At 53.3% G+C, this 23,723-nt stretch carries 22 protein-coding genes; 8 read left to right on the top strand and 14 right to left on the bottom strand.

Features of this window, described 5'->3' with window-relative positions:
* Positions 1 to 26 precede the first annotated feature (26 nt).
* The 4 genes from ACT3RT_RS07895 to ACT3RT_RS07880 all read left to right on the top strand — a co-directional run bounded on the left by ACT3RT_RS07895 (position 27) and on the right by ACT3RT_RS07880 (position 5,093).
* The gene (locus ACT3RT_RS07895; protein WP_353501458.1) at positions 27 to 368 is read left to right on the top strand and encodes a zinc ribbon domain-containing protein YjdM; all 342 of its coding nucleotides are present in this window, start codon (positions 27 to 29) and stop codon (positions 366 to 368) included.
* A gap of 112 nt (positions 369 to 480) precedes the next feature.
* Positions 481 to 2,343: a M3 family metallopeptidase gene (locus ACT3RT_RS07890; protein WP_496202781.1), complete on the top strand. Its 1,863-nt coding sequence runs from the start codon at positions 481 to 483 to the stop codon at positions 2,341 to 2,343.
* Positions 2,344 to 2,515: 172 nt separating this feature from the next.
* Entirely contained in the window at positions 2,516 to 3,484 is a 969-nt protein-coding gene (gene rlmF / locus ACT3RT_RS07885; RefSeq protein WP_353501460.1) for a 23S rRNA (adenine(1618)-N(6))-methyltransferase RlmF, read from the top strand.
* Between the two features lie 313 nt (positions 3,485 to 3,797).
* Complete coding sequence (locus ACT3RT_RS07880) at positions 3,798 to 5,093, top strand: methyl-accepting chemotaxis protein (RefSeq protein WP_353501461.1); 1,296 nt, start codon at positions 3,798 to 3,800, stop codon at positions 5,091 to 5,093.
* Positions 5,094 to 5,837: 744 nt separating this feature from the next.
* On the opposite strand, the gene ybiO is transcribed toward ACT3RT_RS07880, so the two are convergent.
* The 11 genes from ybiO to rhtA all read right to left on the bottom strand — a co-directional run bounded on the left by ybiO (position 5,838) and on the right by rhtA (position 16,300).
* Positions 5,838 to 7,997, bottom strand: a complete 2,160-nt coding sequence (gene ybiO, locus ACT3RT_RS07875) for a mechanosensitive channel protein (protein WP_353501462.1) — start codon at positions 7,995 to 7,997, stop codon at positions 5,838 to 5,840.
* 245 nt (positions 7,998 to 8,242) lie between these two features.
* Positions 8,243 to 8,965 carry a glutamine ABC transporter ATP-binding protein GlnQ gene (glnQ, locus tag ACT3RT_RS07870; RefSeq protein WP_353501463.1) on the bottom strand — a complete coding sequence of 241 codons (723 nt, stop codon included), beginning with the start codon at positions 8,963 to 8,965 and terminating at the stop codon, positions 8,243 to 8,245.
* The gene (gene glnP, locus ACT3RT_RS07865; protein WP_353501464.1) at positions 8,962 to 9,621 is read right to left on the bottom strand and encodes a glutamine ABC transporter permease GlnP; all 660 of its coding nucleotides are present in this window, start codon (positions 9,619 to 9,621) and stop codon (positions 8,962 to 8,964) included. The genes glnQ and glnP overlap by 4 nt, the downstream gene beginning before the upstream one ends.
* A 104-nt stretch (positions 9,622 to 9,725) precedes the next feature.
* Complete coding sequence (glnH, locus tag ACT3RT_RS07860) at positions 9,726 to 10,469, bottom strand: glutamine ABC transporter substrate-binding protein GlnH (protein WP_034788847.1); 744 nt, start codon at positions 10,467 to 10,469, stop codon at positions 9,726 to 9,728.
* Between the two features lie 409 nt (positions 10,470 to 10,878).
* Positions 10,879 to 11,145: a DksA/TraR family C4-type zinc finger protein gene (locus tag ACT3RT_RS07855; protein ID WP_353501465.1), complete on the bottom strand. Its 267-nt coding sequence runs from the start codon at positions 11,143 to 11,145 to the stop codon at positions 10,879 to 10,881.
* Between the two features lie 102 nt (positions 11,146 to 11,247).
* The gene (dps, locus tag ACT3RT_RS07850; protein ID WP_034788867.1) at positions 11,248 to 11,751 is read right to left on the bottom strand and encodes a DNA starvation/stationary phase protection protein Dps; all 504 of its coding nucleotides are present in this window, start codon (positions 11,749 to 11,751) and stop codon (positions 11,248 to 11,250) included.
* A gap of 549 nt (positions 11,752 to 12,300) precedes the next feature.
* The gene (gene tam / locus ACT3RT_RS07845) at positions 12,301 to 13,083 is read right to left on the bottom strand and encodes a trans-aconitate 2-methyltransferase (protein ID WP_485902781.1); all 783 of its coding nucleotides are present in this window, start codon (positions 13,081 to 13,083) and stop codon (positions 12,301 to 12,303) included.
* Between the two features lie 156 nt (positions 13,084 to 13,239).
* Positions 13,240 to 13,932 carry an anti-sigma factor gene (locus ACT3RT_RS07840; RefSeq protein WP_353501467.1) on the bottom strand — a complete coding sequence of 231 codons (693 nt, stop codon included), beginning with the start codon at positions 13,930 to 13,932 and terminating at the stop codon, positions 13,240 to 13,242.
* Positions 13,929 to 14,510 (bottom strand): sigma-70 family RNA polymerase sigma factor, encoded by a 582-nt coding sequence (locus tag ACT3RT_RS07835; protein WP_353501468.1) that lies wholly within the window; start codon positions 14,508 to 14,510, stop codon positions 13,929 to 13,931. Before ACT3RT_RS07835 ends, ACT3RT_RS07840 begins: the two co-directional genes overlap by 4 nt.
* Positions 14,511 to 14,575: 65 nt before the next feature.
* Complete coding sequence (locus ACT3RT_RS07830; protein WP_353501469.1) at positions 14,576 to 15,136, bottom strand: fasciclin domain-containing protein; 561 nt, start codon at positions 15,134 to 15,136, stop codon at positions 14,576 to 14,578.
* A gap of 177 nt (positions 15,137 to 15,313) precedes the next feature.
* Positions 15,314 to 16,300, bottom strand: a complete 987-nt coding sequence (gene rhtA, locus ACT3RT_RS07825; protein WP_485902778.1) for a threonine/homoserine exporter RhtA — start codon at positions 16,298 to 16,300, stop codon at positions 15,314 to 15,316.
* Between the two features lie 402 nt (positions 16,301 to 16,702).
* Here rhtA and ompX point away from each other — a divergent pair, with 402 nt between their 5' ends.
* Positions 16,703 to 17,230 (top strand): outer membrane protein OmpX, encoded by a 528-nt coding sequence (gene ompX / locus ACT3RT_RS07820; protein WP_353501471.1) that lies wholly within the window; start codon positions 16,703 to 16,705, stop codon positions 17,228 to 17,230.
* A gap of 98 nt (positions 17,231 to 17,328) precedes the next feature.
* Here the strand turns inward: ompX and ACT3RT_RS07815 are convergent, their stop codons facing one another.
* The 3 genes from ACT3RT_RS07815 to ACT3RT_RS07805 all read right to left on the bottom strand — a co-directional run bounded on the left by ACT3RT_RS07815 (position 17,329) and on the right by ACT3RT_RS07805 (position 19,508).
* A complete protein-coding gene (locus ACT3RT_RS07815; protein ID WP_396131950.1) occupies positions 17,329 to 18,093 on the bottom strand; it encodes a molybdopterin-dependent oxidoreductase in 765 nt (254 codons plus the stop codon).
* Positions 18,086 to 18,733, bottom strand: coding sequence for a cytochrome b/b6 domain-containing protein (locus tag ACT3RT_RS07810; RefSeq protein ID WP_396132074.1), 648 nt, complete (start codon positions 18,731 to 18,733; stop codon positions 18,086 to 18,088). Before ACT3RT_RS07810 ends, ACT3RT_RS07815 begins: the two co-directional genes overlap by 8 nt.
* Positions 18,734 to 18,893: 160 nt before the next feature.
* Positions 18,894 to 19,508, bottom strand: coding sequence for a hypothetical protein (locus tag ACT3RT_RS07805; protein WP_353501473.1), 615 nt, complete (start codon positions 19,506 to 19,508; stop codon positions 18,894 to 18,896).
* A gap of 188 nt (positions 19,509 to 19,696) precedes the next feature.
* On the opposite strand from ACT3RT_RS07805, the gene ACT3RT_RS07800 reads away from it, so the two are divergent.
* The 3 genes from ACT3RT_RS07800 (at position 19,697) to eptB (ending at position 23,721) form a co-directional block, all read left to right on the top strand.
* Entirely contained in the window at positions 19,697 to 20,368 is a 672-nt protein-coding gene (locus ACT3RT_RS07800) for a heavy metal response regulator transcription factor (RefSeq protein WP_353501474.1), read from the top strand.
* A complete protein-coding gene (locus ACT3RT_RS07795) occupies positions 20,365 to 21,813 on the top strand; it encodes a heavy metal sensor histidine kinase (protein ID WP_496202780.1) in 1,449 nt (482 codons plus the stop codon). The genes ACT3RT_RS07800 and ACT3RT_RS07795 overlap by 4 nt, the downstream gene beginning before the upstream one ends.
* 240 nt (positions 21,814 to 22,053) lie before the next feature.
* Positions 22,054 to 23,721, top strand: a complete 1,668-nt coding sequence (gene eptB, locus ACT3RT_RS07790) for a kdo(2)-lipid A phosphoethanolamine 7''-transferase (RefSeq protein WP_353501476.1) — start codon at positions 22,054 to 22,056, stop codon at positions 23,719 to 23,721.
* Positions 23,722 to 23,723: the final 2 nt, after the last annotated feature.

Here is a 23,723-nt window from a genome sequence, read left to right as displayed (position 1 = left end):
TAAAAATAATTTAACGAGATAAATACATGGAAAAGTTACCCAATTGCCCGGCTTGTAGTTCTGAATTCACATGGCAGGACGGCGCGATGCTCAATTGCCCTGAATGTGGACATGTTTGGTCTTTGGAAGGGGATGCCGATGCTCAGGACGACGCGCTGGTGGTAGTTGATGCCAACGGTAACACGCTGGTGGACGGCGACTCGGTGACCGTCATTAAAGATCTCAAAGTAAAAGGCAGCTCGTCGATGCTCAAGATTGGCACCAAAGTGAAAAGCATCCGTTTGTGCGAAGGTGACCACAATATTGACTGCAAAATTGACGGATTTGGTCAGATGAAACTCAAATCTGAGTTCGTGAAGAAAAACTAAGCTTTCCTGCCTCACATCCTCGTAACAACCGCGGTTCTCTCATGTCGACAGAACCGCCGTCTAAACATACACTCAATGCATAATCTCGTTACCTATCAATAGAGAAGACTGCATGAAAAAGGCTCAAGACTATTTTAATGCCCTAAATCACGATTATCTGCAGGTGCATAAGGCCAAAGAAGAACTTTTCTGGCAGAACTACATGGGAACTGGCGACGAAAACGTGTCGGCAGACTTCGCGGCAGCAGAGACTGCTCACAAGCGTTTTATCTCTGAATCCCGCCGGTTGGGTGAATTGCGCGAGCACATTGCCTCGCTGGAAAAGCTGACCCTCGACGAAGAGGGCAAGGCGCTGCTGCACGGCCTGCAGGGCTGGTATCGCTTCTTTGACTGCAACACCATTGAAGACCCACAGGCGCAGGCGCTGCTGGATGAAATCATTCAGGCCGAATCCGCGCTGTTCGCCAAGCGCAAGGCGCACCGCCTGACCCATATCAATGCCAAAGGCGAGCGGGTGAATGCTTCTCTCGGCGAGCTGCTGACCAATCAGGCTAACAACGAAAATGAGGCTTACCGCCGCAGTTCCCAGACCGCGCTGCGCGAGTTGGAAGAGTGGCTGCTGCACAACGGCTTCCCAGAGCTGGTTGGCCTGCGTAACCGTTTTGCCCGCCAGTTGGGCTACCGCAACTATTTCGATTATAAGGTGAACAAAACCGAGCGTATGACGCCGGAACAGCTGTTCGCCATTCTGGATCGCTTCGAAGAGCAGACCCGCGAAGGCAACGTGCGCAGCCTGAATGAGCTGGTCGCGCGTAAGGGCGATGGCGCCCTGCTGCCGTGGAACATTCGTTTTGCCAGCGCCGGAGACGTCACTCGCCAGCTTGACCCTTATTTCCCGTTTGCCGACTCGCTGCGCCGCTGGATTGATAGCTTTAAACGCCTGCATATCGACTTCCAGGGTGCCGAAATGCAGCTCGACCTGCTGGTGCGCGAAGGCAAGTATGAAAATGGCTTTATGCACAGCCCGGTGCCAACCTTCTATGACAACGGCGACTGGGTTTCTGGCGTGATCAACTTCACCAGCCTCGCCAAGCCAGACCAAGTGGGCAGCGGCAGCAGCGGCCTGAACACGCTGTTCCACGAGGGCGGCCACGCGGCGCATTTCGCCAACATTCGCCAGAACGCGCCGTGCTTCTCGCAAGAGTTCCCGCCGACCTCCATGGCCTACGCCGAAACCCAGTCTATGTTCTGCGACAGCCTGCTGGAAGATGCCGACTGGCTGAAGCGTTATGCGAAAAATGCTCAGGGCGAGTCGGTGCCAGATACCCTTATCCACGACAGCATCGCGGCCCGCCAGCCAATGCGCGCCTTCAATGAGCGTCACATTCTGCTGGTGCCCTATTTTGAATGGCAGCTCTACCAGTGGCCGGACGAAAAGCGCACGCCGGAAGCCATTCTGGCGCTGGCGCGCGATGTCGAAACTCACATTTTGGGTGTCACCGGCAGCCCGCGGCCTACCATGGCTATTCCTCACTTGTTATCGATGGAATCTGCCTGTTCCTATCAGGGCTACCTGTTGGCGCTGATGGCCGTCGAACAAACCCGCGCCTTCTTCCTTAAACGCGATGGTTATCTGACCGACAACCCGGCCATCGGCCCGGATTTAGCCAAGCACTACTGGACGCCGGGCAACAGCATTAGCCATGACGAAACCCTGCGTAACCAGACCGGCGAGGGTTTCAACCCTGATTATCTGGCTGAAGCTTGCAACCAAACCGTGGCGGCGGCGTGGGAAGAGGCGCAGCAGACCATGAAAGCCGCGGCGCAGCGCGAACAGCCGGCGGCGGATTTCGATCTGAATGCGCATATTCGCGTAGTGGACGGCAAACGCGTGTTAGCTGACAGCGCCGACGGCGACGAAGCCATGTGCCAGGACTTTGCCGATTTCGTGCAACAGACCTATTTTCATAAGTAAGGCTTCGCGATAGACAACCGCTATCGGTCGCTCGGCTGATGGCGGTTTTTTTACGTCCGGCAGAGAGGGGCAGTTTGTGGTATCTTACGCGCCAGAAATTTTTAATTCTTTGTGAAAGCCATTCGTTTTCAGAAATAGTTCGTTTATCAAACAATACCGGAGAGTCATTCAGGTGGAACAAAAGAAAATCTTCCCGCAGGAAAAAAGCGGCCTGCACCCGCGTAACCGCCACCGTAGCCGCTATGACTTCCCGGCCCTGATTGCCAGCAGCCCGGAGCTTGGCCCGTTCGTTTCTGAAAACAAATGGGGCGATTTGTCAGTAGACTTCGCCGATCCGCAGGCAGTCAAAGCGCTCAACCGCGCGCTGCTGCGTCACTTCTATCAGATTGAAAACTGGGATATCCCTGCTGATTATCTCTGCCCGCCAATCCCAGGCCGCGCGGATTACATTCACCATTTGGCTGATTTGCTGGCAAGCAGCAACAATGGCGAGATCCCGAAAGGCAAGGATCTGGCGATTTTGGATATCGGCGTGGGTGCCAACTGCATCTACCCAATCATTGGTTTGCGCGAATACGGATGGCGCTTTACTGCCAGTGAGATTGACGCCACTTCCATGGCCGCCGCCAAGAAGATTGTTGCTACCAACCCGCAGCTGACCAATCAGGTGCGTTTCCGCCTGCAGTCTAAGCCGCAGCGCATTTTCGATACCATTATTCGTCACGACGAGCGCTACGACGCGGTGCTGTGCAATCCGCCATTCCACGGTTCTGCCGAGGAAGCCGCAGGTAGCAGCCAGCGTAAACGCCAAAATCTTGGCCTCGATCGCCGCGCCGGAAACAAAGCTGAACTGAACTTCGGCGGCCAGCACAACGAGCTGTGGTGCGAAGGGGGCGAAGAAGCTTTCGTGGTGCGCATGGCGGAAGAGAGCGCCGAGAAGCGCACTAACTGCCTGTGGTTCACGGTCTTAGTGTCGAAGAAAACCACCTTGCCACTGCTGTATGAAGCTTTGGAAGAGCTGGAAGCGACGGACGTTCGCACCATAGAAATGACTCAGGGGAATAAAATCAGCCGCTTCGTGGCCTGGACTTTCCTCACCCCTTGGCAGCAAAAAAGCTGGGCAGGAAAGCGTTGGGGCTAATCTAACGCCTTGTTTCTTCCCCGCATTTAATTAGCCTGATACGGATTAATGTGTCAGGCTAAAAAAAATCCTAGCGACCCCTTCCTTTTTTAGTAGTTTAAATTATGATTAATTCATAATAAGAACAGTTCACTTTGTCACCAGTGAAATTATTCATCGCGTTAGGTTTTTACTTTTATCTTTTTTTCTAGCAGCCTCCCAATACACCGACCCAGGGCGAAGCTAAATGTAAATTTACAATCTTTGTAGATTTTAACGTTCAGCGCACGTGTTATTTCCTTATTCACGTAATCAGCCACAGGGTCTCTGCACTATGCAACTTTTCACTCATCAATTCAGCACGGCATGGCGTGATAAATTCTCTGCACTCTCGCAAGCCGTTCCCATGATCGTCTTCACCCCGCAGGGTATTGTTACCGAGGCAAATAGCCTATTTCTCAACACCATAGGTTATACCCGTGATGAGGTGGTTGGGCAGCCCCACAAGATATTCTGCACCCCGGAGTTCGTTGCCAGTGATGCTTATCGGCTGCACTGGCAAGGGCTACAGCAGGGCAAGTCTGTCAGCGGCAATATTAAACGCCTGCATAAAAACGGCTCTCTTATTTGGTTAGAAGCGACGTACGTCCCCGTTTTAAATAAACAAGGGAAGGTGGTTGAGATAATTAAAATAGCCAGTGATGTGACTGATCGTATTAACGAATCGCACGATCATCATGGCTTATTAGAAGCAATCGACCGCTCCATGGCTTTGATAACCTTTACCCCTGAAGGCAATATTCTTTCCGCCAATGCCAACTTTATAAAAGTCATGGGATATTCACTGAACCATATTCAGGGAAAATCCCACGCGATGTTTTGCCTGCCCGATTGGCGAGACTCCAACGATTACCGTTCACACTGGCAGCGCCTGAAAAAAGGTGAGTTTATCCTCGGCCGTTTCGAGCGAGTGAATAGCCGTGGGCAGAGCGTATGGCTGGAAGCCAGCTACAACCCGGTGATGGACGATGAAGGCAAAGTGGTGAAAGTGGTAAAAATCGCCCAAGACATCACGGTGCAAATGAACCAGCAGCGCCAGCAGGAAAATATGATGACTCACGTCCACGAGTTGTCGCTAAATACCGATAAAACGGCCGCGCAGGGCGTGACTATCGTGCAAAAAGCGGTAGAGGATATGCAGGAAGTTGAAGCACTTGCCAAGCGCACGGCGGACATTATCAGCCAGCTGGGTCAAACCTCTGAACGCATTGGTGAGATGGTCGATACCATACGCCGAATCTCTTCACAGACCAATTTATTGGCGATTAACGCCACTATCGAAGCTGCCCACGCCGGGGAACAGGGCCGCGGATTCGCCGTGGTAGCAGGCGAAGTCCGTTCGCTTGCCGACCAATCACGCAAAGCCGCCGTTGAAATTGATCAACTCACGCAAAGCATCCGCGACGGCGTGATGGCCGCCATCGACGGCATGGGGAACTGCGTGAGTCGCGCAGGTGGCGGAGTAACGCTAAGCCGCAACGCCGGTGAGGTCATCAATCAGGTGAATCTCGGCATGCAGGATTTGGTAAGGATGATGGCGGGAGTGGGGGCAAGCCCCAAAGCCCACTAATACCTCGTGTTGCCACACGATCTCAAGGTCAAAACCGTGGGCGTCGGCCCACACCTGCTTCTTAAATTCAAATTCAAAACCGTGGGCACCGGCCCACACCGGCAAGGGGGCGGCCAGTCGCCGCCGCCCCCTTGACCCCCGGGCTTTTCAACTGCGCGCTCCGCTCGCTGGGCGGACGTGTTTCAGGGATTTCTGTTATCCACCGCAAAATGTCGCCGCTTAGGCGGTGCCTTCGCTTCAGGCTTCGAGCCTTGGGTCTCGAACCGTTCGCTCAGCGCCATTTTTGACTGCGGTTTTGAGAAATCTCAACCGTACCGTTTCAGTGGAGTGCTGTTCTGCTCCTCCCCCTGGCAAGGGGGAGGCAGGGAGGGGGTATTGCCGAAAAAATCAGTGGTTTATGTGAGAAATGCCCCACCCCAACCCTCCCCTAAATAGGGGAGGGAGCAAGGCAAAATAACTGAAATGGTACGGTCGAAATGCCAGTAGGTCGCGTTCAGAAGTGACGCCGAATGAATGGTTCGAGACCCAAGGCTCGAAGCCTGAAATTCGGGAACCGCCTAAGCGGCGGCACTTCGCGACGATCACTGAGGTAGCTGAAACACGTCCATCCCAACCCTGCGAAGCCTCGATCTACCAGCAACAAAAAAACGCAGGATTCCAAAGGGTTTCGTTTAAAACCCTTTGGGCCAGTTTGCGTGGCAACGCAAGGTTTTGGCGGTGTGGCGGCAGCGCACGGAAAAGTTTCTATGGCTTTTCAAAGCCATCCCCCACAGCTTTAGGAGGCTCCTCCGTAAACACCCTCATTGCTTGCTTCGGCATGCTAATCCCCGCCTTCTGGAAGTGGATCTTCACCAGCCGGTCCAGCGCATACTGCACGTTCCACTGCTCCAGCGCTTTAGTGCGGATCAGCACGCGGACGCTGAATGATTGGTCGCCTAGCTCGACTACGCCCTGATAGATTGGCTCGCCGAGCAGGGAGCCTTTAACACTCTCATCCTGCTTCAAGGCTTCTACGGCTTCGGCCAGTACGGCATTGACCTGGTCGACATCTTCATCGCGGCCTACGCGGTAGCTGGCGCGGTATACGCCGAACTCGCGCTCGTAGTTCGACAGCGTGGTTATCGAAGAGTAAGGGACAATGTGGTACACGCCATAAATGTCGCGCAGGCCGATGGAGCGAATGGTCATGCGCTCCACCGTGCCGCTAATCCCCATCACCGTGACGTATTCCCCAGTATTCATCCCATTCTCGAACTGAATGAATACGCCGGTGATCACGTCTTTCACCAATGTCTGGGCACCGAAGCTGATGGCTAAGCCGAGTGCCCCAGCACCGGCAAGCAGGGGCGCGATGTTTAACCCTATTTGCGACAGCATGATCATAATGGTGATGGTGCAAATCACGATGGCCAGCACGTTGCGGAACAGCGTCAGCAGGGTGCGTTCGCGGGCGCTTGGGCGTGAGCCGTTACTCAGCTCCAGCGCCAGGCGGTGCTCGATAATACTGGCGAGCAGGGTCCATGACACGATGGCGAAGAACAGAATAAACAGAATATGGGTCACGCCACCCACCACTTGTTGCCCGCCCTCGGTGGCCAGCCAGTGGTGAAGATTGAATATCTGCCACGCATCCAGCAGGGAGAGGGTGACGGACAGTACCACCAGAACGCGGAGGATTTTCAGCCCGCTGGGAATATAGGAGTTGATGCGCTTTTGCAGCATCGGGTAGCGGCGGTTGATGTCATCGGGCAGGGTGATACGTTTTAAAATCCAGCGCGACAGCAGGCCGGAGATTAAGGCACCCAGCGCGATGATAATCAGGCTCTTCACCGTGGCGGCCATCATAAAGGTCAGGCTGCCAGCGAAGTCGAACTGCGACAGGAAGAACAGCACCAAAAAGTAGCTGACGGCCAAAATATGCCAAATATGGCCCAGCGTTCTCAAGATCACGCTGAAAAAGGCCATCGAGCGTTCGGCCAGCAGGTTGAATTCCTGATGAATATTTTTGCGATTGTGCAGAATCAGCCAGCTGGCGTAGAGAGTTAGAGCCAGCATCACGACAAAGTTCACCACGGCGGCGGCCGGGTAGTTAATCTGCGTGGCAACAATCGGCACGGCCACCATCAGAGCGTAACCAATCAGGCCGCTGACCCACGCCAGGCGGGTGTTCCAATAGCTGGCAGTCTTGTCGCGCAGCGGGAAGGGGCGCAGATAGTCGAAGTTGGGCGCGAAGAGTAAACGCAGTACCGCCTTGAAGAATTCAATTACCGCGAAGGCGCTGAGGAACAGCGCCTGCTGGCGAGCAATCAGCGCGCTGCCGCCATTCACATATTGAGTGAACAGGTTTCCGGCGGCCACGGTGAGCAGCAAAATGGCAATATCTATCGCAAAGGCACTCAGAATACTGGCAGGCAGTTGATACCAGTGCGCCTCTTTCAGACGAGCGTGGTGCCCCCATCGCCCCAGCCTTTTATACAGCGGGCTAACCAGAAAACGGATTAAGTGGAACAGGGCGAAGGTCACCACCACGGTCATCAGGAAATAGGAGAGCGCGTGAATAAAACGTTCGGCGTTGAAGGTGCGCTTTGGCCCGGAATCGATGGTTTCTTTGAGCTGCTCCACGCGCTGCATCACCTGTGAGGCATAGCGCTGGCTGGTGTCCACCAGACCATCAACCAGCGACACTTGCTCGGATTTTGGCTCGGCGGCGGGCTGTTGCTGCTCGCCAGACTGAGGCTTGGCGGCGTCGCGCAGGTGAGCAATCAGCTCGGCGCGAGATTTATCATCTTGCAAAATATCCGCCAGCGCAGCATAGGAGGCTTTCTGTTTATCAGCATCGCTGTTGGCAGCAGGCTGCGGGGCGGCGGCTTGTGTGGCGCTGCTGAACAGCGTCAACATCAGCATTAAGAAGGGCAAGACAAGCAATAAAGGGTTTTTATGTCTCTTGGATAATGGTCGTTGCGATAACGCGTTCCAGTCGTTATTCGGCATTGTTCCTCACTTTTAAAGCTGCGGTTTATCGATGGATCTCATACAAGGAGCCGTTGGTGTTACAACAGTGTAGGGAATTTATGTCGCAGAGGGGGAGAAAGGGGGTAAAAAAAACGGATATCCGAGGATATCCGTTTATTCATTGAGCTTTGGTTGAATCAGGAAACGTGCTGCAGGAACTCGCGCAGACGTTCGCTTGGCGGATTGTTCACCAAGTCAGCAGGTTTGCCATCTTCAGCAATGCGCCCTTTGTCGATGAAGATCAGGCGTGATGCCACTTTCTCGGCAAACCCAACTTCGTGGGTCACGATAACCATGGTCATGCCTTCGTCCGCAAGCTGCTTCATGACGGTCAGAACTTCATGACGCAGCTCTGGGTCCAGCGCCGAGGTTGGTTCATCAAACAGCATCAGCTTAGGTTTGACCGCCAGCGCACGGGCGATAGCCACGCGCTGTTGCTGACCACCGGAAAGCTCGGAAGGGTAGTGATGGGCGCGCTCGGACAGGCCGACCTTCGCCAGCAGCTCTTTTGCCAACTTGTTAGCTTCTTCCTTCTTCGCACCACGCACGCGGATCGGGCCAAAGGCCACGTTTTCCAGCGCGGTCATGTGCGGGAACAGGTAGAACTGTTGGAACACCATGCCCGCTTCTTGGCGGATCAGGCGCTCGTCGACTTTCGGATCATTGACCTTCAGGCCGTCGACAATCAGGTCGCCGGAGGTGATCTCTTCCAGCTTATTGATGCAGCGCAGCAGGGTAGATTTACCGGAGCCTGACGGCCCGATGATCACGACCACTTCACCCTGAGAAATCTGCAGATCGATGTCGTGGAGCACTTGGGTTTTACCAAAGTGTTTTGAGACGTTCTTAAATTCAATCATATAATTTTCAGTTTGCGTTCGAGGCGGCGCAGAACAAAGCTCAGAGCCAGCGTGATAATCAGATAAATAATGGCAACCGCACTCCAGATTTCCATCGCGCGGAAGTTACCGGCAATGATCTCCTGGCCCTGACGGGTTAGCTCGGCCACGCCGATAACGATGAACAGTGAGGTGTCCTTGATGCTGACGATCCACTGGTTACCCAGCGGTGGCAGCATGCGACGCAGTGCCAGAGGCATGATGATGTAACGCAGCGTGTCACGACGCGAAAGACCCAGCGCCAGACCTGCTTCGCGAAAGCCGTTGTGAATCGACAACACGGCGCCACGAGTAATTTCAGCGATGTACGCACCGGAGTTGATGATGATAGTCACCACCGCGGCGGTAAAGGGATCGATACGTAAATCAGGAACCATCATTGGCAGGGCGAAGTAAATAAACATCACCTGCACGACAATCGGGGTGCCGCGAATAAGCTCAATAAATACCAATGCAATGTGGCTGCTGAACCAGCCGCCAAACGCGCGAGCAAAGCCCGCAATCACACCGATAATCAGACCGCCAACCAGACCGAGGACCGAGATCCACAGGGTCATCTTGGCGCCTTCGAGCAGGATTGGCAGAGCGGGCCAAATAACGCTCCAATCAAACTGCATGTAATCTCTCCAGATAAATCTATTACTTTTAACGCCTGCTCAGCCTGTTGTGCTGGCAGGCGTTAACTTCTCAATCACTTAACGTCTGTTGCGCGCAACAGATATTATTTTGGCTCGGTATCAAACCATTTTTTGTAGATTTTCGCGTAGGTGCCGTTCTCTTTAATGGTTTTCAGAGCGGCGTTGGCTTTTTCACGCAGGTCGCTCCCCTGTGGGAAAGCGATACCGTATTGCTGGCCAGCCAGCGAGTCACCCACGGCTTTGAACTGGCCGTTACCGGCAGTTTTGATGAAGTACAGGATGTTTGGCGTGTCGTGCATGACCGCGTCAGCGCGGCCAGTGCCCAGCTCCATGTAGGCGCTGTCGATGTTCGGGAACTGGCGCAGATCTTTGGTCTGTACGTTGGCTTTCATGTAGTCAACGGAGCTGGTGCCGCTCTTCACTGCCACAGTTTTCCCTTTCAGGTCAGCGACGCTTTTGATGCTGTCGTTGTCTTTCTTAACCATTACCATCAGGCCGCTGTTGTAGTAGCCGTCAGAGAAGTCGATCGCTTTCTTACGCTCAGGGGTGATGGTGATACCCGCCAGCGCCAGATCGATGTTGTGAGTTTGCAGAGCAGGAATGATACCGCCAAAGTCCATTGGTTTCAGTTCGTAGGAGACTTTCATCTCTTTGGCGACGGCGTCCCACAGGTCAATATCGAAACCGACATATTTATCGCCTTGTTTGAATTCAAAAGGAACGAATGCGGTGTCAGTTGCAACGATTAATTTTTTGTCTGCAGCGTGGGAGCTAACGGCAAAGGCCAGCGTCATCGCGGCCAGGGAAACTTTCAACAGTGACTTCATCAGTTAATTTCCTTTATACGTATTATGGGAACGGCATTTGTTGCGTCGATTTTAATGCAATTAGCGTGCCACAGAGCAAGTCGTATAGAATTCAGTGGGTTAATATCTTGCTGAACCGTTAAGACTTGCTTAATAACTCGGATCGCACTTTTTTGGTGCGTCGTTACAAATTGACATGGATCGTTATGGTGCAACGGTTCATCATTAACCAATTGGCGGCTGTTAAACAATCGCTAATTAACAGTTACGCTGCGTTATTGCTATCAAACTCTAACTTTTACAACTAAGTTCTGAAACAGTTGCCTAATAATGAAGCAATCGGTTGCTTGCTGGGGGGTAAATATGGCGGAGAAAAGGGGCGGGTTGTTCCAATTTGGTGCAATGCAATTGTGAGGCGATATATAAGATATTACCGCAGCTGGCTATCTTTACTCCCCCGACGGTTATAACCCGCACTGGCCTGATGTTTTTTGTCGAGCGCTGTCTGGCAGGCAATGCAATATTGCACTCCAGGCAGGGCTTTGCGACGCGCCTCGGGAATAGGTTCGCCACATTCGTGACAGAATTCTGCACTTTCGCCGTGGCCCAGTGCCTGACGCGCGCGGTTTACAGCGTCTTCGACGGTTGAGTCAATTTGATCTTGAACGGCGCCGTCTTGTGCCCATCCACTTGCCATAAATCCTCCAAATCAATAGAAAACGGGCCAATGATTTTCACCATTGGCCCGTTACGTTCTACAAGGCTAGAAGTTGATTAAGTCGAAAGCTGGACCCTGATGTTATTCAATATTGGATTCAATGAACCACAGGAACTTATCCAGATCTCGTGATGCCGCAGTCAGAATATCTGCAGTATCTTCATCTTCTACTTTGGTTGCCGCTTTGCGTGTGTCGTTGGCAACTTGCCCATAACGATCGGCCAAGGCTTTCAGATGCTCTTGAACGGTGTGAATGTTAGTTGGGTAGCTTTTCAGCGGAGTTTTGTCATTAACCACTTGCACTGTACCCAGTGCTACACCACCTAATTGCACCACGCGTTCTGCGATGTTGTCTTGATGCTCAGTGATGGCAGTGCGGAAACCGTCCAACATTTCGTGAACTGCGATAAAGTTCGCGCCGCGCATGTTCCAGTGAGCTTGCTTAGTGATCAGCGACAGGTCGATGTATTCAGCTACCAAAGGGTTCAGCACTTTGATGGTGTCCAGCTTCACGCCTTCTTCAACATCATTACGTGTGTAGAGAAGCTCAGAAGATTTCGTTTTTACCAATTTAGCGGTACTCATAATAGATATCCTCTTTAGTTATCTTTAGTTTAAGCGTTATACGAATTCGGTATGGGAATAAGTATAGCAACCTTTTTACATTCTGCCTTAAATCATCAGCTATCAATGAAATCGTTAAAATCTAATGGTGATAGCCAGCGTTTTAATATTTTTTTCTCTGTGTGTGCCTCATGCTTTTTACATGACCAGATATACACAAAGATAATTAACGTCGCATTGTCTCGTTGCTGTTAAATACACTAGGGGCGAGCAGGGGTGATTTCAACCCTAAAATTTTATTTAAATCACAACTTATTGTTTTAAATGGATTTTAATGGTGATTATTTGCGATGTAGCAAACTGATAATATTTATCATTTACATTTCCATTGCAGTTTTATGAGATTTTTTAAGAGCTATCTTAATTATCCATTCAGTTTTACTTATCAGTGATAATAACCCCGAGTGACAGTTCGCCATTAGCCGGTGAATGGCGGAAAAGGAATTGGTAATATTTTATTTCACGGCTGAGTGAATATATTCTCAGCCGTGAAAGGAAAGGAGTGAAAAATTAATGGCGCGCGCTTTTACGGGCGATTAAAAATAGCCGTGGGAAGGCCAGAAGCACGCTGCGGTCGGCGCGTGGCAGGTAGACCTTCTCCAGCTCTTGCAGGTAGCTGGCGAGAAAAGCTTCTTGCTGGGTTTCATCCAGCGGAGCCAGAAAAGGCCGCAGCCCGGTGGCACTTAGCCAATCGACAATCGCCTTGGCCGAAGGCATCACGTGGTAATAGGTGGTGCGCCAGATATCCACCAACGCCCCCTGACTTGCCAGCAAATCATAATATTGTTCGGTGGTGAGCAGCTGCTTGCGCGAGTTATCCACCCCGGCAATCGCATTCCTCCACTCCGGCTGGTCGGCCACCTTTTGCATTAACTGGTGCGAGGGCTGGGACAGGTTGTCCGGCATCTGCACGGCAAATACGCCTTCGGGCGCGAGCTGCTGCATCAGATGGGGGATCAGCTCCTCGTGCCCTGTCACCCACTGTAGTGAAGCATTGCCATAGATAATGTCTTGTGGCTGGGTCGGCTTCCATTCGCGAATATCCACCTTTTCAAAGCGGCAGGAAGGCAGGCGTTCGCGCGCTTTTTCCAGCATGGCTTGAGAAGTATCGAGGCCGGTAAGCAGGGCTTGAGGGTAGGCGTGTTGCAGCAGTTCGGTGCTATTCCCCGGCCCACAGCCCAAGTCGGTGATGAATTTGGCGTTAGGATGCAGTACACGGGCAAGGAGTTCAGCGGCGGGGCGTGTGCGTTCGGCTTCGAATTGGCGGTAGAGATCAGGATTCCAGTCTTTCATGGCGGTTCCTTAACAGCGTAGTCGGGGTGTTGCCCATAATCCTAGACCGAGTTGATGACGCTGGCGAGTCAGAGCGCAAAGATAAAAAAACGCCGGGCAAGCCAAGCCGCCCGGCGAAAAATGATGAAGACTTCTTTTCAAGCTAGAGGGTACTGATTAAAGCGCAATCGCGCCGCTGTAGAGAACAGCGCCGGTCGGTTGCCCGGTTGGGGAGCCGCCCTGAGGTTCAAGGCTGATAGCCAGCGTCGAGCCGGGGTCAGGCATTCTTGCCGCCAGTGAAAGCTGGGTTGGCGACGCCACATTTAACAATCCGAGCGAGCGCGGTTTGCCGTCCGCCGGAATGGTCCACAATTCCAAGCTTCGGTCCTTGGCTATCTCCTGCAAATGCAGCGGAGTGAGGGTCAACCGGTTGGCGTCTTTATCTACGCTGACCACCCATTGTCCGCTTCCAGCGCTGCTGTTAGCCAAAATGGCCACTGGCGTGATAGGCGAAGGCTGCACCAGCAGCTTAGGTACCAGCAGTAATGCAGCCAGCCCCGCCGCCAGCGCCCAGCCAAGATAGCCGCGCCACGGCATTTTGCTTGGTGTTGGAGCGTTGTCGGTATGCTCCGCTGCCTGAGGCACAGGCCCCAGTTGCAGCTGAATGCGTTTCCACACTGATGACGGCGGGCTGACCGGCGTGAGCCTGTTGTCGAGCTGGGTAAAGGCTTCCTGCCAGCGAGCCACTTCGGCCTGCAGCGCCGAATCATTTTGCATGGCTATCTCAAACTGGCGGCGCGCCGCACCGCGTAAGGTCCCCAGCGCATATTCCGCCGACAGAGCGGCATGGTATTCCCGTCTGTTTTTCATAGGCCCACGCAGCTCTTTAAATGCTCAAGGGCGCGACGGATCCAGCTTTTGATCGTGCCAAGAGGTTGTTGTAAATGGTCTGAGACTTCGCCATGCGAAAGTCCCTGATAGTATGCCAGCACCAAACTTTGCCGCTGTTCATTCGGCAGGTGCGCCATGCAGTCGGCAAGCACTTTGGCCTCGGCGTTGTGCTGCAAATGGCGCAGCGGCTCGTCATTATCCTCGGACAGGCTCTGTTGCAGGCTGTCGTCCAGTTCATCAAGTTGGTTGTCGCTGCCGCGCATCCAGTCAATGGCGCGGTTACGCACGATATGGGTCAGCCAGGTCATCGGGGAACTGAGTGCGGCATTATAAGACGCAGCGCGATTCCACGCGGTGATAAAGCTGTCATGCAGTACCTCTTCGGCCCACGCGTGGCGTCGCAGCATGCGAAGCGCGACGGCAAACAGGCGCGGCGAAGTTAAACGGTACAGTTTTTCGAAGGCCTGACGATCCCCGCCAGCCATGGCGTGCATCAGGTCGCGCAGGGGATCCTCGGACGGATCCGGCATCGTTTTTATTGTTAAATTCTCATGCATTCGCCAGCCCCAAAACCGAAAGTGTGCAGTGGGATTTTTCGCCACTGCACCCAGTATAGACGGTTTTATTTCGGCATCAGCACGGTATCAATCACGTCGATCACGCCATTTTTCTGCTGCACATCATAGGTACTGATGTTGGCCACGTCGCCCTTGGCATCTTTCAACTGAATATTGTGCGGACCATTGCCAATCAGCCACAGCGCCTGACCATTCACGGTTTTCAGCTCGGCTTTACCGCCACCTTTTTTGATCAATTTCTCCAGATCTTTCATCTCATATTTCCCGGCCACCACGTGGTAGGTGAGGATGCTGGTCAGCGTGGCCTTGTTCTCCGGTTTTACCAGATTAGCCACAGTACCTGCTGGAAGCTTGTTAAAGGCGGCATCGGTGGGAGCAAACACGGTAAACGGCCCTTTGCTTTGCAGAGTATCTACCAGACCTGCGGCTTTCACTGCCGCCACCAACGTGGTGTGGTCTTTAGAGTTCACGGCGTTCTCGACGATATTTTTCGACGGGTACATGGCCGCGCCGCCCACCATGGTGGTGTCGGACATCATTGCTGCCATTGACGCGCTGCTGAAAAGAATCGAAGCACAGATTGCGGTACGAATAAGCGTTTTCATGATGTGGTCCTTTTAGGGTAAGTAGACAAGGTCTTGTCTCACATCTGTACATACGAACCAGGGCGGGATTTGGATGCAGAAAAATCAAAATAAAATGCAGATATTTTTAACTGGCTGAATTTAGGCATAAAAAAACCACGCTCGGCGACGTGGTTTTAATGTGAAAGGGTCAGGAAGTCACTTCCCCGAGGGATTATTGCCCGGCACTTCTACCGTCTCCAGCTTGGTTTTGCGCTGAATAGTCAGCGTGGAGCCCGCCGATGCGGCAATAATCGCCGCCAGCGCCAGCCACTGTGTGCCGGTGAGGAACTCGCCGAGGAAGATAATGCCGGACAGCGCGGCCATCGCCGGCTCCATGCTCATCAGCGTGCCGAAGGTTTTGGCGGGAAGCTTGGTCATGGCGACCATTTCCAGCGAATACGGCACGGCGGAGGTTAGCAGGGCAATCAACAGGCCCAACGGCAGGATGGACAGCGAGAAGATTGAGCTATGAGCCTGAAACGCGCCAATCGGAAAGAAGATCAGGGCGCCAATCAATGAACCTAGCGCCGCCGTGCCGGGGCCGTAGCTGCTTCCAGCGCGCTGGCCCGCCAGAATATAGATGGCCCAGCAGGTGCCGGCAAACAGCGCCAGACAGGCCCCTTTCAGGTCGATGCTGTCAGTCGATTGCCCGAGCGGCAACAGGAACCACAGGCCGATCACCGCCAGAATCACCCAGACAAAGTCCACCGGGCGGCGCGAAGAGAACATCGCCACGGCCAGCGGCCCGGTGAATTCTAGCGCCACGCCGACGCCCAGCGGGATAGTTTGGATAGCCAGATAGAAGCTGTAGTTCATGCTGCCAAGCGCCAGCCCGTAAATCAGCAAGGCTTTCAGGTTGCCGCCGCGCATTTTAATCCGCCACGGCCGGAACCACGCCAGCAGGATCAAAGAGCCGATACCCAGACGCAGCGCGGTGACGCCCTGCGGGCCAACCACCGGAAATAAGGTTTTCGCCAGCGACGCGCCACCCTGTAACGAGAGCATGGCAATTAACAGCAGCAGTACAGCAACGAGTGGCGAAGCTGACTTAGCAATCGCGGGCAGGGCAGGTGCCGGGTCTGCAGAAATATGATGAGATGCGGTGTTTCCGTCCGCAGGTGAATTTTTATCTGACTCGGTCATCCTTCGCGCCTTAAATGTGATCCCGATTCCGCGGAATTCTTGTTTTATCACTAAAAACTGTGAGCGATGTGTTGTTGTGGGTTCAGTGTAGAGGGAAAAGAGGGGCGAAAAAATCCAAAAAAAATAATTTTTCGGGTCAGCTTTCGGAAAATCCTGCACTTTTTTGATTGAAAAGTGCACAAAACTTTAGGAATTTTCTGCTAATCAGAAAAAGTTCAATAAGTTTCACTTATACTTTTAGGGTCAAAAAATCATTAATAATCATTAGGATATGTCGTTGTGGAAACTTCTTGTTACACCATATGATGCTTTGGACATCTTATATCAGGCAGAGTTTCACACTGCTTTTTGTTATATTTTCGTGGTGAAGGTTACTTTTGTTTCCCATTTGAGGTGGTTGTTATGAAAAAAATTGCATGTCTTTCCGCATTAGCTTGCGTAGTAGCACTGGGCGCTTCTAGCGCATTCGCAGACACCAGCACCGTAACTGCAGGTTACGCGCAGGGTGATATGCAAGGCGTTGCTAACAAAGCAAACGGCTTCAACCTGAAATACCGTTTCGAGCAAGATAGCAACCCACTGGGCGTTATCGGCTCTTTCACTTACATCGAGAAAAACAGCTACCCAAGCGCTGACAACTACAACAAAGGTCAGTACTACGGTGTGACTGCTGGTCCAGCTTTCCGTCTGAACGACTGGGCTTCCATCTACGGTGTAGTGGGTGTGGGTTACGGTAAATTCGAAGGCACCAACGGTGTTAGCACTGTTGACCGTCAGAAATCTGACACTAGCGACTACGGTGTTTCTTACGGCGCTGGTATGCAGTTCAACCCAATGGAAAACGTTGCAATTGACGTTTCTTACGAACAGTCTCGTATCCGCAGTGTTGACGTTGGCACCTGGATCGCTGGCGTGGGTTACCGCTTCTAATTATTCGAAAAAGTTAGCGTTCAATCGCTACACGGTTTCGAAAATAAAAACCGCCTCTCGGGGCGGTTTTTTTATGCCTGCTTTTTAGCCATTCCTCGTCAAATCCCGCTATACCAGTTGTAACCCTGATCTTCCCAATATCCCCCCGGATATTCATTGGTGACGAATATCGCCCCGATGTGCTTGGCGTTCTTGAAACCGAGCTTGGTAGGCATGCGCAGACGCAGCGGATAGCCAAAGTCTGGGGGCAGGGGCTTACCGCCGAAATCCAGCGCCAGGATGGTCTGCGGGTGCAGCGCCGTGGCCATGTCGATGCTCGAGTAGTAACGGTCGTCGCACTTAAAGCCGACATATTTGGCCGTCAGATCCGCGCCGACGTGCTGCAAGAAGACTTTTAGCGGCACGCCGCTCCACTGGCCAATGGCGCTCCAGCCTTCGATACAGATTAGCCGGGTGATTTGGCTCTCCTGCGGCAGGCGCTGTAGCTGCTCTAACGTCCAAGGCGCTTTCTTCTGCACTAAGCCCGAGACTTCCAGCCGATAGTTGGGAATGTCGATTTCCGGCACATTGTATTCAGGATAATAGGCATTGAAGCGGAACGGCGTGGTAATTTGGTCCGCGCGATAGGTCTGCGCCAGCTTCTGCCCGCCAAACAGCCAACCCTGCACGCGGTCATTCCAGCGCGACATGGCCCACAGCACCTTGTCCACATTGTCGCCATCCTGCAAGTTACAGCCGGTGAGCATCGACACCGCGCCAAGGGTCAGACCCGAGCGCAGCAGCATGCGGCGCTGGATATTCACCAGCTGCTTGCGCTGATCTGGCTCGAGAATAATTTTGGGTTTGTCAGCGTTGTCACTCATCGGCGTGCTCCTTTAAGGCCGTTTTTTTGCCGCCGGTGACCATGGCGACAAAGGTTTTAGGCACCAAAAGCACCATCAAAACGTGGATCACCACAAACAGCATCACGCCGCTCATGGCAAAGAAATGCACATAACGGGCGATGTCGAAACCGCCGAACAGCCAGACCAGCCCGCTAAACTGCACCGGCTTCCAGATAGACAGCCCTGAGAGCACCAGCAGCGCGCCGAGCAGCAGCACCCCGACATACATCACTTTCTGCACCGCGTTATATTCACCCAGCTTATGAGGCAGCTTGAAGGTGATGGCTTTGACGATGTCACGCCAGATGGAAGCTGGCGTAAAAGGGAAAAAGTCGTGCTTGAAGTGTCCGCTAAAGGCGCCCCAAAGCAGATAAATCAGCGCATTGACGGCCAGCAGCCACATCACCGCCAGATGCCAGGCAATATTGCCACCCAGCCAGCCTCCCAGCGTGCTTTGCTGCGGGAAGGTAAGAAATTCGAACAGGGGGTCGGCGTTATAGATACCCCAGCCGCTCATCACCATGCCAATCATCGCCAGCAGATTAATCCAGTGGCAGAGGCGCACAGGCCAAGGGTGGATTTTTCGTGGCTTAGGTTGGGCTGACGAGAGAGGTTTCAGCGAAGGTTGATGGCTCACAAGAAAGCTCCTGTGCTATCAAGCAGAGTGAAAAAGAGTGAGGCCAAACGGCGCGAAAAGAGGGAGTTTCGCACCGCCTGGCCTCTTAGTATGGCGTTATCGTCAGTAAAAAGTTAGACACAGGAGACTGACGAAATCGCCGTTACATTGGTGGCGCGACGCCGTCTTTGCCAGCGGCGATACCACGAGCAACCAGGTTGCCTTTATCGTCTTTGGCGGCGAACAGCACGATTTTCACGCCTGGTTTCAGCAAGCTGCGGTCGCCCGGCGCTAACAGCACCACGGGTACATCATCTGGCACCACTACGGTTTTCTGTGCGTCGTGGTACTTCACGGTCAGCGTGCGGCCATTGCTGTTGACCAGCTTGCCGACGGTGCCGTTGGTCATGGTGTTGATTTTGCCATCGGCAGATTCAAACGGGTTGAAGCCTTCGCCGCTGCCGCGCAGGCTTGGTGCGAAGACGTGAACTTCCAGCGCTTTCAGCGTGCCGTCGGCCTGTGGAACGGCGGCGGTACCGATAAAGCTGTCAGCTTTAATATCGGAAATCTGGCCTTTAGACACGCTGTTAACTTTGGTTTGGTCATTGATTTGCACATCAAGCTTGTCACCTTGACGGGTGGTGATTTGCATGGATGAATCATTCACCGAGTCGATGGTTCCGCGCGTCGGTTTAATCACGTTATCTGCTGCGAATGCGCCGGTACACATCAGAAGCGAGCTGAGGACTAAGCCCGCCAGGCGTGTTGAAGTCGTCATGTTAACTCTCCATATTTTTGCAGGTTGATCAAAGTGATAGTGTTATTGCTATAGGGTATAGCTTAGTTAAGAGTGGACGATAAACCCGAACAGTGAGATGACAACTTGATGACAAAATTGTCATCAAACATGACAAACAAAACTGCTAAAGTATTCGCCCAAGAGTCTCTCATTGATAGGTAGCCCGCATGCGTATACTGGTAATTGAAGATGACGTCAGCACCGGCGACTACCTGAAAAAGGGGCTGGGCGAGGCGGGATATCGCGTCGATTTAGCCCGCAACGGGGCCGACGGCCTGTTTCTGGCGCTGGAAGAAGAGTATGACGCGGTGATCCTCGACGTGATGCTGCCGGGGCTGAATGGCTGGCAGGTGATGGAAGTGCTGCGTAAGAAAAGCGACGTGCCGGTGCTGTTTCTCACCGCCCGCGATGAAGTGCAGGATCGCATTCACGGGCTGGAACTGGGCGCCGACGACTACCTAATTAAACCTTTCTCTTTCACCGAGCTGGTGCTGCGCATTCGCACCCTGCTGCGCCGCCCGTCGGCCCGCGAGGCGGACACCTATTCGCTGGCAGATTTGCATCTCGACGTGCTGCGCCGCCGGGTCACTCGCCAAGAGCAGGTCATCCCGCTAACTAATAAAGAGTTCATGCTGCTGCATTTATTGATGCGCCGCGAAGGCGAAGTGCTGTCGCGCAGCATGATCGCCTCACAGGTGTGGGATATGAATTTCGACAGCGACACCAATGTGGTCGACGTGGCGGTAAAACGGCTGCGGGCCAAAGTCGATCGCACCTTCGATCTCAAGCTGATCCACACCGTGCGCGGCATTGGCTATGTGTGCGAAGCACGTCCATGAATTTGAAAACTAATGCCAAAAGGCCGAAACGCCCGACCTCGCTAACCCTGCGCGCCACTCTGCTGTTTGGCCTGATTGCCGCGCTGGTGGTCAGCGCGGTGGGGTTCTACCTCTATTATTCGATTGAAAAAGAGCTGATTCGCCGCGCGGATTATCAAGTCAGCGGTCGCGTTCAGTATTTTCGCCAGCTGCTGGCGACAGACTTCCCGCTGACCCAGCTCAGCCATAGCCCGCAATTGTTTGAAAACATGCTCGGCAATGAGCAGGACGTGTTGCAATTCCGCCTGCAAAACAGCGCGCCGATCATCAACGTCAATCCGTCCCATCTGGCGCTTCCTGACACACCGCCGGTGGCCGACGGCACCCAGCTGACGCTGGCTGATATTCAGCGACTCACGGCGGCCGATGGCACGCCGGTGCGCTATATTTCTGCGGCGGTGCGCATGCAGGATGGTCGAACCGTCATCATCTCTGCGGCGCATTTTATGGATGCCGAATCGCAGATGCTGGCGGCGTTTCGCCTCGAAATCATGGGTGCGGTGCTGCTGGCTTACCTGCTGATTGCCGCCTTGGGTTATAGCGTGATCCGCCGGGGCCTGCGGCCGCTGCGTAAGATGGCGCAGGAGGCGGCCAGCATCCATCCGACCAGCCTGGACACCCGTCTGAGTCGAGAGGGCGCGCCGCAAGAGCTACAGCCGCTGATCCTGTCGTTCAACGCCATGCTAGACCGTCTGGCTGACGGCTATGAGCGCCTGACCCAATTCTCCGCCGATTTGGCTCATGAAATCCGCACCCCGGTGGGCGCGGTGATGGGGCATTGTCAGGTGGCGCTGTACCAGCCGCGCAGCACCGAAGAGTATGAAACCCTGCTGGCCAATAACATGGAGGAGCTGGAGCGCATCTCGCGCATGGTAGAAAACATTCTGTTTTTGGCCCGCGCTTCTCATGCCCATTCCGTCCTCAACATTACGCCGCTGGCGCTCTCCTCCGAGACGGAGCGAGTGGCGGATTATTTCGAAGGTTTGGCCGAAGAGCGCGACATGCGGCTGGTGTGTCAGGGCGGGGGCACACTCTACGCCGACGCGATTCTGTTCCAGCGCGCCTTAAGCAATCTGGTGGCGAACGCCATTCGCTATGGCGACGAAGGCACGGAGATCCGCGTGCAGGTGGAGCAGGTGGCGGCCAATACCCTAATCCACGTCGATAGCCAGGGGGAGCCGATCCCCGCCGAAAAACGCAGCAAGCTGTTTGACAGGTTTTATCGCGCCGATGCGTCGCGCAGCGAAGGGGGAAGTTCCAACGGGTTAGGGCTGTCTATCGTGCAAGCCATTATGGCGTTGCATCAGGGAAGTGTGTCAGTCAGCAGTATGGCCCAGGGCAAAACGCGGTTTACATTGCAATTTCCGACGGAATATCAGGAGAAAAAAGCACCACTTTCTCAATAATTCCTCAATAAGGTGAAAAAAATACGAAAAATATTTCTTTTCATCTTATTGAAATACATGGATTTAACTAATATTGTTACGTTATTACATTCACTGAAATGATTGAATCTGAACTAAAAGCATTTTTTGCCGGTCAGATTTAGTTATCGAAGTGCACTCTAACGCGTCATTTTTACTCTTCACTTCGGCACGCGCGGGCAGCATACGCATTTGATTATCTAAAAAGAGCTTCACAGACTGATGCAAAAACTACGTTCTCTTTCGCAACAGAAAATTTCACTGTTTATTGCGCTATACCTGGGGATACTACTTAACCTTCCTATTTTCTTCCGACGCTTTGGCCAACTCCATTACGACAATGTGCTATCCATTGCCGTCGAAATGGTGGCGTGTTTCGCGCTGGTTTACTTCCTGACTCAATTGCTCTCCTTTACAGGTAAAACCGTATTCCGCGTGCTGCTCAGCGTGATTGTGGTGTCGTCCGTCGCCGCCAGTTATTACATGATCCTGTTTAATGTCGATATTGGTTACGGCATTTTGGCGGCCGCGCTGGCGTCTGATTCCATCGACCTGTCGAAAGAGTCGATTGGTACCCATTTCGCTGGTTGGGTGGTGCTGTTCAGCCTGCTGCCGCTGGTACTGCTGTGGGCGAGCAAGATGCCGGGATCGGCTCTCAAAGAGACTCGCCCTAAAGGCGTGTTGAAGAAGGTCGTGCTGCTGATTGCGGCGGGATTAATGTGCTATCTGCCGCTGCGCCTGATGGGTAAAGTGCAGGACAAGCATGATGTGATGAACAACCGCATGATGGCAAGTTATGGCGGCGTAGTGGCCGGGACTTACTCGCCGTCAAACTGGCTGTCGGCCTTTGGGCTGTTTGTTTATAGCTCTTACAGCCAGGCCGAAGACACCAAAAACCTGTTCGACCCCGCCAAGCATTTCACTTATACACCGCCAAAAGATGTCAAAGACCTGTACGTGGTGTTTGTGATTGGTGAAAGCGCCCGCCGCGACCACATGGGCGTCTATGGCTATGACCGTGACAACACGCCGAATCTGAGCAAAGAGAAGAACCTTGCCGTGCTTCAGGGCTACTCGTGCGATACCGCCACCAAACTCTCGCTGCGCTGCATGTTTGTGCGCGAAGGCGGGGCGTCCGAAGCGCCGCAGCGTACGCTGAAAGAGGCCAACGTCTTCTCCGTGCTGAAGAGCAATGGTTGGAGTTCTGAGCTTTACTCTATGCAGAGTGAGGCGTGGTTCTACAACAAGACCCGCGTCAACGACTACTCGCTGCGTGAAAACATTGCCTCTGAAAAGCGCAACGCCGGTAAGCCTGTGGACGACATGCTGCTGGTGGATGAGATGAAGGACTCGATGGACCATTATCCGCAGGGCCAGCATCTGATCATTCTGCACACCAAAGGTTCGCATTATCTCTATTCCGACCGTTACCCGCGCTCTTTCGCCAAATATCAGCCTGAGTGTATGGGCATTGATGACTCCTGCTCGACGCAAGAGATGATTAACGCTTACGATAACTCGCTGTTGTATACCGACTACTTCCTCGAGCAGGTGTTTAATCAACTGCGAGACAAGAACGCCATCGTGTTTTATGCTTCTGACCACGGCGAATCTATTTCAAAAAGCATGCATTTCCACGGTACACCGCGTGACCACGCGCCAATAGAGCAACGTACGGTGCCGATTATGGTGTGGGCTTCTGACAAGTTCCTGTCTGATGACCACAACCGTGCCGGTTTCGACCAGCTGCAAAAGCTGGCGGCAGATAAAACGCCGGTGTTCCATGAAAAGCTGTTTGATTCGATTTTAGGCTGTATCGGCTACACCTCGCCAAATGGCGGGATTGTCGAGCAGCGCAACTGGTGTCATGTGGCAGACGGGAAGGGCTAAGC

It is taken from the genome of Ewingella sp. AOP9-I1-14, from assembly GCF_052375995.1.
Classification (GTDB): domain Bacteria; phylum Pseudomonadota; class Gammaproteobacteria; order Enterobacterales; family Enterobacteriaceae; genus Ewingella; species Ewingella allii.
This window is presented reverse-complemented; position numbering and strand designations above follow the sequence as displayed.

Coding starts and splice junctions, on each gene's coding strand:
- ACT3RT_RS07880 (WP_353501461.1), top strand. CDS start 3,798: ATGCAACTTTTCACTCATCAATTCAGCACGGCATGGCGTGATAAATTC.
- rhtA (WP_485902778.1), bottom strand. CDS start 16,300: ATGACCGAGTCAGATAAAAATTCACCTGCGGACGGAAACACCGCATCT.
- ACT3RT_RS07805 (WP_353501473.1), bottom strand. CDS start 19,508: ATGACGACTTCAACACGCCTGGCGGGCTTAGTCCTCAGCTCGCTTCTG.
- tam (WP_485902781.1), bottom strand. CDS start 13,083: ATGAAAGACTGGAATCCTGATCTCTACCGCCAATTCGAAGCCGAACGC.
- glnQ (WP_353501463.1), bottom strand. CDS start 8,965: ATGATTGAATTTAAGAACGTCTCAAAACACTTTGGTAAAACCCAAGTG.
- ACT3RT_RS07835 (WP_353501468.1), bottom strand. CDS start 14,510: ATGCATGAGAATTTAACAATAAAAACGATGCCGGATCCGTCCGAGGAT.
- ACT3RT_RS07815 (WP_396131950.1), bottom strand. CDS start 18,093: ATGAGTGACAACGCTGACAAACCCAAAATTATTCTCGAGCCAGATCAG.
- ACT3RT_RS07840 (WP_353501467.1), bottom strand. CDS start 13,932: ATGAAAAACAGACGGGAATACCATGCCGCTCTGTCGGCGGAATATGCG.
- ACT3RT_RS07855 (WP_353501465.1), bottom strand. CDS start 11,145: ATGGCAAGTGGATGGGCACAAGACGGCGCCGTTCAAGATCAAATTGAC.
- eptB (WP_353501476.1), top strand. CDS start 22,054: ATGCAAAAACTACGTTCTCTTTCGCAACAGAAAATTTCACTGTTTATT.
- ACT3RT_RS07800 (WP_353501474.1), top strand. CDS start 19,697: ATGCGTATACTGGTAATTGAAGATGACGTCAGCACCGGCGACTACCTG.
- ybiO (WP_353501462.1), bottom strand. CDS start 7,997: ATGCTGATGTTGACGCTGTTCAGCAGCGCCACACAAGCCGCCGCCCCG.
- glnH (WP_034788847.1), bottom strand. CDS start 10,469: ATGAAGTCACTGTTGAAAGTTTCCCTGGCCGCGATGACGCTGGCCTTT.
- glnP (WP_353501464.1), bottom strand. CDS start 9,621: ATGCAGTTTGATTGGAGCGTTATTTGGCCCGCTCTGCCAATCCTGCTC.
- ompX (WP_353501471.1), top strand. CDS start 16,703: ATGAAAAAAATTGCATGTCTTTCCGCATTAGCTTGCGTAGTAGCACTG.
- ACT3RT_RS07795 (WP_496202780.1), top strand. CDS start 20,365: ATGAATTTGAAAACTAATGCCAAAAGGCCGAAACGCCCGACCTCGCTA.
- ACT3RT_RS07830 (WP_353501469.1), bottom strand. CDS start 15,136: ATGAAAACGCTTATTCGTACCGCAATCTGTGCTTCGATTCTTTTCAGC.
- dps (WP_034788867.1), bottom strand. CDS start 11,751: ATGAGTACCGCTAAATTGGTAAAAACGAAATCTTCTGAGCTTCTCTAC.
- ACT3RT_RS07895 (WP_353501458.1), top strand. CDS start 27: ATGGAAAAGTTACCCAATTGCCCGGCTTGTAGTTCTGAATTCACATGG.
- ACT3RT_RS07890 (WP_496202781.1), top strand. CDS start 481: ATGAAAAAGGCTCAAGACTATTTTAATGCCCTAAATCACGATTATCTG.